Genomic DNA, 13,413 nt, shown 5'->3' on the forward strand with positions numbered 1-13,413 from the left:
TGCTCTCATTAGCTATCGCTCAAGAATAGTCCATTTGTCCGCAAAATTCCTGACTTATGAGTAAATCCCGATCCAGGCACGGATATTTTCGGCGTGTTGGTAAATATTGAACGGATATGATGCCAGTCTGCGAGTTGATCGATGGTTATGCAGCCCTCGCTTTTCCCCAACCTTCCCTTAGGATGCAATCGGAATTGGCCACGAATGATGCCGTCGCATAAGAGTTTGTCGTCGTCAATATCGCTGTCGATAGCGTACAGCGCGAACCATTCGCTCTTGTTATTGCCATTCAGATTGAGCCGATCTTTCCATGGGCCGAGAGCGCCTCCGGACCTTCTATCAAAAATGTAATACCTGCCCACGGGAATAGCACCATACGTCGGCGTGCACATTCCAGCCGCTTTATTGATATAACTCCCCTGCCCAGAGTATGCGGGAAACGATAGAGCGCCAATCCGAAATTCGCTCATTGGCTTGCCATTCAATTCGAACGAGCATTGAAACATCAATCCTCCAGATCGACCGATAAGAGTGAATTAATAGATAATCAAGTTGTGGCGAGCGCGCATTTTAAAGGCGATTTATTTTGAGAAGGCCAATATCAAAATAAAATCTTGCGGCAACAATCCACGCCTATGCAACGACTCGTTTACGCATTCCCATAACCGAGCGAATGCACCCTTCTGTTGACATGCCGCAGTCAACGCGAACCTCCCCCGCACCCGCGCCATACGCGGCCTGATTTTTGCTGACCTGCTTGGGCGTCGCTTCGTTCGCAGGGGACGATGCGTGTTGAAAGCTCATCACTATCAGCGGGGTCCTCAGTGGCAGCAGCGGCAGCATCCAGAACGTCAGGCCGGCGCGTCACGCGCGGCAGCGTCACGTTGTTACCGGCGCTGACTATCGGTTTCGCCAACTCCGCACACGCGAACACGGTGGCGCCGCTGAACTACTTCCTGCATGCGGCTGGCCCGGCGGCTCGTCCGACGCTGTACCTCGGCTGGGTTTTCACCGCGATCGTGACGCTGGTCACGCTGATCGTCGCTGGCCTGTTGATCGGCGCGATGGTCCGCAAGCGTCCCGCGGCGCAACCGGATGCGCTGAGCGCCGAGCCCGGCGGCATCCGCTGGGTGTTCATCGGCACCGCGGTGTCGTCGGTCGTGCTGTTGGCGATGCTGGTCTATGCATTGATCACGCTCGAATCGGTGGCGTCGCCCGCGTCGGATCCGCAATTGACGATCACCGTGACCGCTTACGACTGGTGGTGGAAAGCCGATTACCGCGACGATCCGAACCCCGCCCGCAACTTCAGCACGGCGAACGAGATTCATATTCCGGTCGGTGAGCCGGTGAAGATCGAACTCAAAAGCGCGGACGTCGTGCACGCATTCTGGGTGCCGCAACTCGCAGGCAAGACGCAGACGATTCCAGGCCAAACCAACGAGCAGTGGCTGCAGGCGGACCGTCCCGGTATTTATCGTGGGCAGTGCTCGCAGTTCTGCGGCGCGCAGCACGCGCATATGGCGTTCGAAGTGATCGCGCAGGACGCCGCGGCGTTCAACGCGTGGCGCGACGCGCAGGGACGCGCGGCCACCGTGCCCACGGGCGACGCGGCCGTCGCGGCCGGCCAGCATCTGTTCGAGGAGCGCTGCGCGGGTTGCCACACGATTCGCGGCACCAAGGCGACTGGCGTGCAGGCGCCCGATCTGACCCATCTCGATTCGCGTCGCACGATCGCGGCAGGCGCGCTCAGCAACACGCCCGACCATCTGCTCGACTGGATCGAGCACGCCCAGCGGATCAAACCCGATGCATTGATGCCCAGTATCGCGCTGACCACCAGCGAGGCCGCCGCGTTGTCGGCGTATCTCGCGACGCTGCATTGAAGCGCATCGCACTCGAGGAGTCCGTTCAATGTCCGATCATCCCGCTTCCGCTTCGCTACCCGCGCTGACCCGCACGCCGCGGCGCGGCCGTGTCGAGCCCGGCAGCGAGCAGGAAAAGCGGCTGCGCGAAATCTGGGAGTCGCGGCCCGGCTGGCGCGGCTGGTTCTCGACGGTCGATCACAAGACCATCGGCTTGCGCTACCTGGTGAGCGCGTTCATCTTTCTGCTGATGGGCGGCGTCGAAGCGCTGATCATGCGCGTTCAACTGGCGCGCCCCAACGCAACGGTGCTGACGCCCGAACAGTACAACCAGCTGTTCACGATGCACGGACTGACGATGATCTTTCTGTACGCGCTGCCCGTTCTGTCCGGCTTTTCGAACTATCTATGGCCGCTCGTGCTCGGCGCGCGCGACATGGCCTTTCCGCGCCTGAACGCGCTGTCGTATTGGGTGTTCCTGTTCGCCGGCATCTTCCTGTATGCGAGTTTTCCGACGGGACAGGCCCCCGACGCCGGCTGGTTCAACTACGTGCCGCTGTCCGGCCTCGAGTACAGCAACGGCCCGAATATCGACGTGTACGCGCTGGGCATGGTGCTGCTCGGCATTTCGACGACGGTCGGCGCGATGAACTTCGTCGTCACGCTGCTGAGGATGCGCGCGCCGGGCATGTCGCTCGATCGCGTGCCGGTGCTCGTGTGGGGCACGCTGACCGCGTCGGCCGGCAATCTGTTGGCGGTGCCGTCGGTGAGCCTCGCGTTTCTGATGCTGTGGATGGACCGCCGCATCGGCACGCATTTCTTCGACGTGGTCAATAGCGGGCGGCCGCTGCTCTGGCAGCACCTGTTCTGGATTTTCGCGCACCCGTGGGTCTACGTGGTCGTGTTGCCGGCCATGGGCATCGTGTCGGATGCGTTGCCGGTCTTTTGCCGCCGGCCGCTGGTCGGTTATGGGCCGGTCGCGTTGGCGACGGTCGCGACGATGGTGGTCGGCTTTGCCGTGTGGATTCACCATATGTTCGCGACCGGTATCCCCGCGCTCGCGCTGTCGTTCTTCGGCTCGGCCAGCATGGTCATCGCGGTGCCGAGCGCGGTCGCGACGTTCGCCTGGGTCGCGACGATCTGGACCGGTCGCCCCGTGTATCGCGTGCCGTTCCTGTTTTTTGCGGGCTTCGTGCTGCTGTTCGTGATCGGCGGCGTCTCCGGCGTGATGACGGCCGCGGTGCCGTTCGACTGGCAACTCACCGACACGTACTTCGTCGTCGCGCATCTGCACTACGTGCTGCTTGGCATCAACGTATTTCCGGTGATCGGCGGCATCTACTTCTGGTTTCCAAAATTCACCGGCAGGATGACGAACGAGCGTCTCGGCAAGCTCGCGTTCTGGGTGCTCTTCATCGGCTTCAACGTCGCGTTCTTTCCGATGCATATCGCGGGACTGCTCGGCATGCCGCGCCGCATGTACACGTATCCCGCCGACATGGGCTGGAACACGGTGAACCTCGTCACGTCGCTCGGTTCGTTCCTGTTTGCGGCCGGCGTGCTGCTGTTTCTGATCGATATCGCGGTGAGCCTGAGGCGCGGAAAGGTCGCCGGCAACAATCCGTGGGACGCGCCGACGCTCGAATGGTCGATCAGCTCGCCGCCGCCGCCGTACAACTTCGCGGTGGTGCCGACGCTCGCGAGCCGGCATCCGTTGTGGGAAGGCCGGATCGAAGAGCCGGGCGACGCGGTTCAAACACGCTCGCAACTCGACGAAGGCTATCTGCTCGCGCAAGGTCGCGAAGCGTTGGGCACGACCGCGCTCGAGGCGAGTCCCGACGTGATCCTGAAGATGCCCGAAGATTCGTACGCGCCGTTCTGGCTCGCGGTCTTTGCCGCGCTATTGTTCGCGGGGCTCGCGTTGACCGCCTGGGTGTTCGTGGGGGCGATGCTGGCCGGCTGCGCGGTCTCGATCATCACGTGGCTGTGGCCCGAGCGCGCGCTGATCCAGCGCGAGCCGGTCGCGGTCGAGGATGCCGGAGGCTGACATGAGCGATGCACTGGATCTCAATCGCTCGTCGAGCGAACCGGACGAGACCGCGCGTGCGTTGCCGGTTGGCAGCGCGGGCGAGCGATCGAGCGGCTGGTGGGGCTGCTTCACGCTGATCACGACCGAAGGCGCGCTGTTCGGCTATCTGATCTTCTCGTATCTGTATCTGGCCTCGCAAAGCCAGCAGCATTGGCCGCCGGAAGGATTGCCGAAGCTCGGGCTCGGCAGCGCCAATACGGTCATTCTGCTATCGAGCAGCGTGTTCGTCTGGTTCTGCGAGCGCTGCGTGCGTCGGCGGCGATTGCGGCTCGGTGTCGCGTCGATGGCGGTGGGCATCGTGCTGGGCTGCATCTTCTTGGGCATTCAGTTGCGCGAATGGCACAACCACCCCTATGGGCTGACCTCGCATCTCTATGGTTCGCTGTACTTCACGATTACCGGCTTTCACATGGCGCACGTACTGGTCGGGATCGTCGTGCTGACGCTGCTGGCGATCTGGACCGCGCTCGGTTATTTCGACGACAAGCGCTGCGCGGCGCTGTCGGTCGGTGGGCTGTATTGGCACTTCGTCGATGTCGTCTGGCTGTTCATTTTCAGCACGCTGTATCTGACGCCGTATCTGTTCCGGGAGTGGTCATGACGACAGCGCCCAGAGACTCGCACATCTCGATGCCCTACGTGCTGATCGGTCTGCTCGCGGCGCCGTTCGCGTGGCTGTTGCAGATGATGCTCGCGGAAGCGCTCGCGGCGCAGGCCTGCTATCCGTACAACCATCCGCTCGGCGCGCCGCTCGTGTCGTGGATGCGTCCGGCGCTCGTCGCGCTCGGCACCGTGTGTCTGATCGCGGGCGCGTTCGGCACGTGGGTCGCGTGGCGCAATTTGCGCCGCGTCGCGCCACTGAAGTTCGGTGCGCTGAACGGCGAGCGCCGCACGCGTGCCGAACTCGACTGGTTTCTGACGCACGTCGCGGTGATGTGCAGCACGCTGTTTCTGTTCGCATTGATCGCAACGGATGCCGCGGTCGCGATCGTATCGCCGTGCAGGTGGTGGTGATGAAGCGCGACGTTCTCAACGCGCTCAGGTTCGCCATCGCGGCCGCATGCCCGCTGACGATAGCAGCGACCGCAAACGCCGCCAGCGCCTCCACCGACGCCGCGCAGGTCGCGCGCGGCGCATATCTCGCCAAAGCCGCCGATTGCGCCGGTTGCCACACCGCCGCGCCGCGCGTGCCGCATCCGGGCGCGGCGCCTGAGGCCACACCGCCGTTTGCCGGCGGCCTCGGCATGGGTTCGCCGTTCGGCACGATCTATACGTCGAACATCACGCCGGACCCGCAATACGGCATCGGCCGCTATAGCTATGACGACTTCGCACGCGCGTTGCGCGAGGGAATCGCGCCCGGGAACAAGCGGCTTTATCCGGCGATGCCGTACCCGTCGTTCGCGAAGATCACCGATGACGACATGCATGCTCTCTACGCATACTTCATGCACGGCGTGCAACCGGTCGCGGCGCCTGCCCCGCAAACGCGCTTGCCGTTTCCATTCAATCAGCGCTGGGTATTGATGTTCTGGGACTGGGCATTCGCGCCGAAAGGCCAGTTCAAAGCCGATGTGAAACGCGATGCGCAATGGAATCGCGGCGCGTATCTGGTGCAATCGCTCGGCCATTGCGGCGCCTGCCACACGCCGCGCGGACCGGCGTACGAAGAGCGCGGCTATGACGAGTCGGCATCGGCCTATCTGACGGGAGGCACCAACGATCACTGGTTCGCGCCGAACCTGAGCGCCGACCCGGGCTCGGGGCTCGGCCGCAGTTCCGCGACCGACATCGTCGAGTTCCTTCGAAACGGCCACGGCGGCGGACTCATGCCGTTCGGCAGCATGGTTCAGGTCGTCGAAGACAGCACGCAGTACCTGAACGACGACGATCTCGCGGCGATCGCCGCGTATTTGAAGAGCCTGCCGCCGCGCGCGCCAAGCGGCTATTTCAACGCCCGCTCCGCCGCCGCACAGCAAACCGTACGGGCGCTGAAAACCGGGGATGTGGAAAGACCCGGCGCGGGCATTTACGCATCGTATTGCGCGCGCTGTCATCAGATGGATGGGGCGGGGGTGCCGAACAAGTATCCGCGCCTCGCGGGCAACCCCGCGGTGTTGTCGGCGTCGAGCGCGTCATTGGTGCGCTTGCTGGTCGAAGGCGGGGGCAGTCCGCATACCGTGTCGGGACCGGAGCCGCGCAAGATGCCGTCTTTCGCCGGCAAGCTGACGGACACCGAAATGGCGCGCGTGCTCACGTTTGTTCGGACCACATGGGGAAATGCGGCCGGACCGGTCACGCGAAACGATGTGTCGAGCGTGCGCGGCGCATTGCGCAAGTAAATGCCAACGCGCCTCGTCATGCGGTGTTCTCGTTACCGTCGCAGTGGCCATTGGCGGCGCTGAACAGCGTCTTCAGCTTCGCATTGACCGCGATCAACTCCCGTACTGGCGCCGCCGCGAGTTGCTGATCGAAGAGCGTGAGAACCTGACCGAGTAGCGCGTAGGCGTCGTGATCGACCACGCAGAGGCCCGTTTCGAGTCCCGCCTGCCGGCAGCGCAGAATCGCGCCCTCCGCGTCGCGAAACAGCTCGGGTACGGCCGAACCATAGCCGCGCTGATTCAGCAGCATCGCCATGTAGATGGCCTGCGCCATGCTGCCGACGTGATATTGATTGGCGGCGCCGCTGCGTAATGCCTCGAGCGTCATGTGATAGTCGAGCGAAATTTCGCCTGCTTTGGCAGGTACGATCGGGCGCAGCATAGCCTTCGGGTGCGTGCGCGGCGACTTCGCGGGTGCAGCGCGAGTAGGGCTCGCTTTTCTGGTCATAAGCTCACTGAGGCGGCCGGCTCGCGCCGGCCGCTACACCATCACGGAACCTGACAACGTCCATAACGGAAAACGGCTGCGCCGCGCGCGACGCGGCGCCGTTCCCGTTAGCCCATATGCAGACCGCCGTTCAGCGAGAAATCCGCCCCGGTCGCAAAGCCCGCTTGATCCGACGCGATCCACGCGACGATCGACGCAATCTCTTCCGGCGTGCCGAGACGCCGTACCGGAATTGTCGCGACGATTTTTTCCAGTACTTCCGGACGGATGGCCTTGACCATGTCGGTGCCGATGTAGCCCGGCGACACGGTGTTGACCGTCACGCCCTTGGTCGCCACTTCCTGCGCGAGTGACATCGTAAAGCCATGAATGCCGGCCTTGGCCGTGGAGTAGTTGGTTTGCCCGAACTGGCCTTTCTGGCCGTTGACCGACGAGATGTTGATGATGCGCCCAAAGCCTCGGCCGACCATGCCCTCGATGACCTGTTTGGTCACGTTGAACAGGCTCGTGAGATTGGTGTCGATCACCGCTTCCCAGTCTTCGAACGTCATCTTGCGGAACATGCCGTCGCGCGTGATGCCGGCGTTGTTGACGAGCACGTCGACTTCACCAACTTCTTTCCTGACCTTCTCGAACGCTTTCGCGGTGGACTCCCAATCCGCCACGTTGCCTTCCGATGCGACGAAGTTATAGCCGAGCGCTCTCTGATCTTCCAGCCATCGGGCTTTGCGCGCCGAGTTCGGGCCGCAGCCCGCGATGACGGTGTAGTTCTCTTTGTGCAAGCGCTGGCAAATGGCGGTTCCGATACCGCCCATGCCGCCGGTTACGTATGCAACACGGTTTGCCATAAGTCCTCCTTCTTGTTTGGGGTGAATTGAGCAAGTTTCATTGGAGGATGGACCTATTATTGGCAGCGGCCAACGGCTGGGACGATGGGCATTTTCACCTACGGGTTAACTGCCAAATCAGCGGTGGAATCGTTGCTTGACGGGGCAATGAATTACGTCGATTGCGGGTGGCATGCTTTGCGGACTCCGGGGTCGCTCCGAGACTGCCGGCCGCCCTCCCGTCCTTGCCTGCGCGCCGTCTTCCTCTTACCCTTAGCGTTAGCCTTAAGTACCTGCCCCGGACACCGTGCGGCAGACTGCCTGCACGGTCGTCGATGCGCGGCGCGAAGCCGTCCCTCGCTCCCGTTCTATTCGTGTGATCATCAGAGGCACATCAGGATGGCTGATTATCTTGCTGACATCGATCCCGACAGGTTGAACTTCCTTGGGATCTTCGGGCTGTTGATTGGCGGCCTCGCGCTGTTTCTCCTCGGTCTGGAGTTCTTGACCGGCGGCCTGAAGGCGATCGCGGGATCGAAACTGCAGTCGCTGATCGGCGTGCTGACCGCAAGCCGGTTTCGCGGCGTGGTGGCGGGCGCCGTCGTGACCGCGCTGCTGAATTCGTCGACCATCACGACGGTGCTGCTGGTCGGTTTCGTGTCCGCCGGCCTGATGACGTTGACCCAGGCGGTGCCGATGATCATGGGCGCGAACATCGGCTCGACCGTCACCGCGCAGATCATCGCCTTCGACGTTTCGCGTCTGACGCCGTACATGCTCTCGATCGGCTTCGTGCTGCACGCGTTTGCCCCGCGCGAGCTGCTGCGGCAGCTCGGACGCGTCGTAATGGGGCTAGGACTGCTGTTCATGGGCATCCAGCTGATGGGCGAGTCCACGCATCCGCTGCGCACCTATCAGCCGTTCATCGACGCGATGCAGGACATGCGCAATCCGCTCGTCGGCGTCATCGTGGGGGCGGTCTTCACCGCGGTTGTGCAAAGCTCGGCGGCGACGCTCGCGGTCGTGATTGCGTTGAGCGGCCAGGGCTTGATGCCGCTCGAAGCCGCCATCACGCTGATTCTCGGCGCGAATGTCGGCACCTGCGGCACGGCACTGCTCGCCTCGATCGGCAAGCCACCGGAAGCGTTGCAGGTCGGCGTCGTGCATCTGATCTTCAATGTGCTCGGCGTCGTGATTGCGCTCTTCCTGATTCCGCAGATGGCGGAGGTCGTGCGCTGGATATCGCCGTCGCATCCGGAACTGCAAGGGCTTGCACGCCTCGCGGCCGAGGCGCCGCGCCAGGTAGCCAATGTGCATACGCTGTTCAGCGTGGCGAACACGCTGCTGCTGATCTGGTTTGCCGGTCCGATCGCGCGGCTCGCGCAACTGGTCGTGCCGAAGCGCGCGAAGGCCGCCAAACCCGCGGGTGATCCGCAGTATCTCGACGAGACGTCGCTGGCGGTGCCGGCGCTTGCACTGCAACGCGTGCGTATCGAGCTGACCCGGCTCGGCGCGCAGGTGCTCGACGTTGTGCAACGCGGCTCGCAGATGGTGTCGACCGGCACGATGGAAGAGATCAATCAGATGCTCGATCAGGACAAGGAAAGCGACCGGCTGGCCTTCGAGATTCTTCAATATATCGGCCGCCTGTCGCAGCGGCAGCACTCGGAGGAAGAAGGTCAGCAGGTGGTCGGCTATACGCAGGTCACGAGTCATCTGGAGAGCATCAGCGGCATTGTCGGCCTGACGCTGATGACGGTCGGACAACAACGAATGACGCAGCAGATCGATCTGCTGCGTCTGCGCGATGCGGCGACCACGCAGTTTTCCGAGGCGGTGATCCGCAATCTCGAGCAGTCGATCCGCACGATCGAGACGCGCGATCCGGAAGAGGTCGCGAAGGTCATCGACGCGAAGGCCGGCATCGACAAGCTCGCCGCGACCGCGCGTCAGGTCGTGCTCGCGAAGCTTCAGCTGGCGGACAAGGCGGACGTGGTCACGTTCCGGACCGCCATGGATCTGATCGAGCAGGGCCGGCAGATCGCGCAGTTCGCGCGGGCCATTGCGAAAAATGTGGCAGCGCTTCAAGAGCTGCAATAGCGCGCGACGCATGATTGGAGATCGATATATTCGCGCAAAGTGATCGCCAGCACACGGACGTTGGGGTTGCACGAGCTCTAAACTTGTGGCGTGTCATCCTCGTGACACGCTTTCAAAGAGAGTGGGATTGCCCGCCTTTGCTGTGCGGGTTTTTTTCGCCTCGCGCGTGTTGTGGTATCAGTAGTCAAGGCGCGGCGGTGAAGTCGATCGTGCGACGACCCACGGTAGCTCGCACAATAAGCAACGCCTGAAGCGATTTAACACACGCCGCATCCATAATTTGATAGCCTTTGTCGCAGCAGAGCATTGAACTCAAGGAGGGCTTCACCATGATAAGGTGGCTTGCTAACTGGGCTTCACAACATGCTCCTACTCCCGAGAAACAGGCCGAACGCGCGCTGAACAACTTGCGCATGGAACTGTTTCAGGCCGAACAGCTCGTGCTCGACGCACAGCTGCGTGCCGATTACTATCGGGCTCGCCTGACCTTCCTCGAAGAAGTCACGCGAAAGGGAATCGAACAGGTATCGGACGAACGCAAGGCTCCTCTGGAGTCTCCCCAGCCGTTGCGGCCGGGACTCAAGCTCACCGCGGCGCAATAGCCGCGTCTATTCCATCGCAATGTGTTCCGTCACCCGCGTTTGGATACGTGGGCTGATGGCAATCGTGCTGTCGCGGGCGTGTGCAATGCACGCTCTCGATAGTCGATTGTGTGAGCATTGATTGCCGAGCGGAGAAGTGTCCGGTTGCCCGGTTTCGTGCTTCGACCGGGCAACCTGGACTGAGTGTTTGATTTTTACTGCGTGATTTTTACTGCGCGACTTCCACTGCGCTTCGCTTACTGCGAAACGCCTGCTTCGTCCTGCTTAACTTGCCAGATCGGGCGGCAGCTTGCCGCCGTTTGCCGCGAGCGCCTGCATCACCTGCTTGTGCAGCCAGATGTTCATGCTCGCGGAGTCGTTCATGTCCCCGCTGTACTTCAATTCCTGGGCAAGTTGCTTGCGGTGTTCGAGACTGCTGTCGACGCCGAGTGCCTTCATCGTGTCGACAATCGACGTACGCCAGTTCAACGTCTGTCCGCTTTCGCTGACGAGTTGATCCATCACGGCGGCCACGTCGACGTCGGTCAGCGGCGCGGGCGCGGCGGGAGCGCTGGGCGTCGCGGCTTGCGCGGCGGCCGGGTCGGGGGTGGGTTCTGTCGCGGGGGGAGGTTGGTCCGGCTTCGCTTTGCCGAACAGCTTGTGCACGATGTCACCAAAAATACTCATTTCCGAAATCTCCGCGGTTGAATAACGAATGCGAGTGGGGGCGCTCGCAGGACATACCCCCACTATGCTACGCGATCTACCACGGTGAAAAACGTAATATTTTGTCAACCCATCGACTGCTCGTATTGGTCCGCGCGCAATGATCCTGACACGACTTGGCCCGCGTCACGTCAACATGACGCTGTGCGTGGCGCTATCCGAGGCCCAGGCCTGCCTTCACATCGGCGGCGCCACGCCGTCCTTTTCGACCACGACGCGTTGCGCAACGTAAGTCCCCTGCGACGCGGGCGTAGCGACAATGAACACCTTCTTGCCCGGCGTAAGGTCGCTGCGCTCCGCGGGCGTGAACGTGACGATGGGCACGTTGGGCGGCACCGTCACCACATTGCTGCCGCCCTTGTACGACAGCTTCAGATCTCGGCCGCCTGTGCTCTGCACGACGGTGTCGACGTTCGCGTTCGTCATCGAGCTTTTCGGGCCCAGGTCCCACGCGTAATGTCCTTCACCCGTGCCGCGCGCGGACTCGGGGAACACGACCACTTCCGTTGCTGTCAGCTTGCCGTCGGCGCCCGTGGTTGCAGCCGTGCCGATAAATGTACCCGGCTTGATATCCGATAGCTGCATCGTCTTGACAGCCGAAACGCTCGCTGCCGGCTTCACATCGATCGAAACAGTATCGCCGCTGCGTCGATGGACCTTGAGCGTGTCACCGTCGTGCGACACGATTTCGCCCCGGATGCGCGCGGGGTTCGTGGCCGGCGCCTGCGCGAAAGCAGCGCTCACGAGCGCTGCGGTCATCAAGGCTGCGCCCGATTTGATGAGGAAGGACATAGGAACTCCCAACTGGATGCTTGATGGAAGGAGAACAACATGATTGCGTCACGAGCCGCTGAACCAGTTGTAGCCCTGGTTCTCCCAATAGCCGCCCGGGTACTGGTTCGTGATTTCGATAGCGACGACATGCTTGGGATTCTTGAAGCCGAGCTTGGTCGGCACACGCAGCCTCATCGGGAAACCATACTTCGGCGGCAGCACGTCACCGTCGTAAGTCAGCGTGAGCAGCGTCTGCGGGTGGAGCGCCGTCGGCATGTCGATGCTCGTCCAGTAGTTGTAGTCCGCGCAATGAAGCGACACGTACTGTGCACTCGTGTCCGCGCCCGCGCGGCGCAGGAATTCGGAAAAGCGCACGCCGCCCCAGCGACCGATCGCGCTCCATCCTTCGACACAGATAAGACGCGTGATCTGGCTTTCCTGCGGCAGCGCGCGCAGTTCGTCGAGCGCCCACGTACGCTTGCCGTGCGCGAGGCCGCTGACCTGCAGACGGTAGGTCGCGGCATCGATCTCGGGCACCTCGTCGACGCCATAGAACGCATTGAACGGAAACGGCCGTGTGATCATCGATGCCGGATACGTGGGCGCCAGCTTGTTCGGATCGAACAGCAGTGCCTGCACGTCGTCGTTGAAGAACGAGATGCGGCGCAGCGCGGTGTTCACCGCCTTGTCGTCGGTCAGATCGCAACCGGACAGCAGCGCGATGCCGCCTAACGTCAGCAGCCGCCGGCCGAACAGCCGGCGCGCAGGCGATTTGAGTTCGCGCTGAGCATCGCGAATGATCGATTCGCCATGCGTCGCGAGGAAGGTGCCTTGTTGCGCGGTTCGTTTTCGGATCGTCATGATTTACCGTCCGCGTAGCATCAACAGCAGCGAGCGGGGCACGAGCGCAACCATCGCGACGTGAATGACGAAAAACGCCACCAGGACGCTCATACACATGAAGTGCACCACGCGCGCGTTGTCATATCCGCCCATCAGCGTGCGCAGCAGCGGGAACTGCACCGACTTCCAAATGGCGAGCCCGGACAACACGATCAGCAGGATGTCGGCGATCACGACGAGATAGGCGAGCTTTTGCACCGAGTTGTAGTGCGCGAGGTCGTCGTGTTTCAGGCGCCCGCTCAGCGCGGCGAGCAGATCGGCGACCAACTGTTTCGGCCGGACAGGCAGCAGCTTGCGTCGAAAGCGTCCGGTCGCCAGATTCAGCGCCAGATAGACGATGAAATTGGCGACCAGCAGCCACATCACTGCGAAATGCCATTGCAGCGCTCCGGCGAGCCAGCCGCCAAGCGTGATCGAAGGTGGAAACTCAATTGCGGGAAAGATCGGCGACGCGTCGTAGATCTGCCAGCCGCTCATTACCATCAGCACGACCGCGACAGCATTGATCCAGTGCGTAATTCGCACCCATCCGGGTTGAACCATGTTGTGCCTCAAGGCCACTCCATGCTCGTTGACAATCATTCCGGTGCCGCGGGAGCCGTCAACGGGATGCCGTCGGCGCCGGTATGGGGCCGCAGGCAGGATCGGGCGACGAGGTACGCCGCGAGCGTCAGACTGGCATTGCGCCCGAAGCGGTAACGCGATCGATCGACGGTTAT

14 protein-coding genes are annotated in these 13,413 nt (G+C 62.3%); 7 read left to right on the forward strand and 7 right to left on the reverse strand.

The window, feature by feature from the left end:
• Positions 1-8: 8 nt before the first annotated feature.
• Positions 9-506 (reverse strand): DUF2778 domain-containing protein, encoded by a 498-nt coding sequence (locus OKW40_RS33780; protein WP_429493474.1) that lies wholly within the window; start codon positions 504-506, stop codon positions 9-11.
• A 279-nt stretch (positions 507-785) separates the two neighbouring features.
• Here OKW40_RS33780 and coxB point away from each other — a divergent pair, with 279 nt between their 5' ends.
• Genes coxB through OKW40_RS33805 form a run of 5 tightly spaced genes read left to right on the forward strand, consistent with a single transcriptional unit; the run spans position 786 to position 6,296 of the window.
• Entirely contained in the window at positions 786-1,886 is a 1,101-nt protein-coding gene (coxB, locus tag OKW40_RS33785; RefSeq protein ID WP_429493475.1) for a cytochrome c oxidase subunit II, read from the forward strand.
• Positions 1,887-1,914: 28 nt separating this feature from the next.
• On the forward strand, positions 1,915-3,912 hold the full coding sequence (gene ctaD, locus OKW40_RS33790) for a cytochrome c oxidase subunit I (RefSeq protein WP_429493476.1): 1,998 nt from the start codon (positions 1,915-1,917) through the stop codon (positions 3,910-3,912).
• Between the two features lies 1 nt (position 3,913).
• Complete coding sequence (locus OKW40_RS33795; protein WP_090810416.1) at positions 3,914-4,555, forward strand: cytochrome c oxidase subunit 3; 642 nt, start codon at positions 3,914-3,916, stop codon at positions 4,553-4,555.
• A complete protein-coding gene (locus OKW40_RS33800) occupies positions 4,552-4,968 on the forward strand; it encodes a hypothetical protein (RefSeq protein ID WP_184064815.1) in 417 nt (138 codons plus the stop codon). Before OKW40_RS33795 ends, OKW40_RS33800 begins: the two co-directional genes overlap by 4 nt.
• The gene (locus OKW40_RS33805; protein WP_429493477.1) at positions 4,968-6,296 is read left to right on the forward strand and encodes a c-type cytochrome; all 1,329 of its coding nucleotides are present in this window, start codon (positions 4,968-4,970) and stop codon (positions 6,294-6,296) included. Before OKW40_RS33800 ends, OKW40_RS33805 begins: the two co-directional genes overlap by 1 nt.
• A gap of 16 nt (positions 6,297-6,312) precedes the next feature.
• On the opposite strand, the gene OKW40_RS33810 is transcribed toward OKW40_RS33805, so the two are convergent.
• Both OKW40_RS33810 and OKW40_RS33815 read right to left on the reverse strand, forming a co-directional pair.
• Positions 6,313-6,717, reverse strand: coding sequence for a Fis family transcriptional regulator (locus OKW40_RS33810; RefSeq protein WP_184064822.1), 405 nt, complete (start codon positions 6,715-6,717; stop codon positions 6,313-6,315).
• Positions 6,718-6,890: 173 nt separating this feature from the next.
• On the reverse strand, positions 6,891-7,631 hold the full coding sequence (locus OKW40_RS33815; protein WP_429493478.1) for a 3-ketoacyl-ACP reductase: 741 nt from the start codon (positions 7,629-7,631) through the stop codon (positions 6,891-6,893).
• Positions 7,632-8,009: 378 nt separating this feature from the next.
• Between OKW40_RS33815 and OKW40_RS33820 the strand changes: the two genes are divergently transcribed.
• On the forward strand, positions 8,010-9,710 hold the full coding sequence (locus tag OKW40_RS33820; protein WP_429493479.1) for a Na/Pi cotransporter family protein: 1,701 nt from the start codon (positions 8,010-8,012) through the stop codon (positions 9,708-9,710).
• Between the two features lie 329 nt (positions 9,711-10,039).
• Entirely contained in the window at positions 10,040-10,312 is a 273-nt protein-coding gene (locus tag OKW40_RS33825) for a hypothetical protein (RefSeq protein ID WP_084754487.1), read from the forward strand.
• Positions 10,313-10,576: 264 nt separating this feature from the next.
• Here the strand turns inward: OKW40_RS33825 and OKW40_RS33830 are convergent, their stop codons facing one another.
• The 4 genes from OKW40_RS33830 to OKW40_RS33845 all read right to left on the reverse strand — a co-directional run bounded on the left by OKW40_RS33830 (position 10,577) and on the right by OKW40_RS33845 (position 13,237).
• Positions 10,577-10,978, reverse strand: a complete 402-nt coding sequence (locus OKW40_RS33830; RefSeq protein ID WP_090809158.1) for a DUF3597 domain-containing protein — start codon at positions 10,976-10,978, stop codon at positions 10,577-10,579.
• Positions 10,979-11,194: 216 nt separating this feature from the next.
• On the reverse strand, positions 11,195-11,809 hold the full coding sequence (locus OKW40_RS33835) for a hypothetical protein (RefSeq protein ID WP_429493480.1): 615 nt from the start codon (positions 11,807-11,809) through the stop codon (positions 11,195-11,197).
• 48 nt (positions 11,810-11,857) lie between these two features.
• Positions 11,858-12,652, reverse strand: coding sequence for a molybdopterin-dependent oxidoreductase (locus OKW40_RS33840; RefSeq protein WP_429493481.1), 795 nt, complete (start codon positions 12,650-12,652; stop codon positions 11,858-11,860).
• 3 nt (positions 12,653-12,655) lie between these two features.
• Positions 12,656-13,237, reverse strand: a complete 582-nt coding sequence (locus tag OKW40_RS33845) for a cytochrome b/b6 domain-containing protein (RefSeq protein ID WP_187619723.1) — start codon at positions 13,235-13,237, stop codon at positions 12,656-12,658.
• Between the last annotated feature and the right edge of the window lie 176 nt (positions 13,238-13,413).

Source organism: Paraburkholderia sp. RAU6.4a (genome assembly GCF_050435625.1).
GTDB classification, from domain to species: domain Bacteria; phylum Pseudomonadota; class Gammaproteobacteria; order Burkholderiales; family Burkholderiaceae; genus Paraburkholderia; species Paraburkholderia tuberum.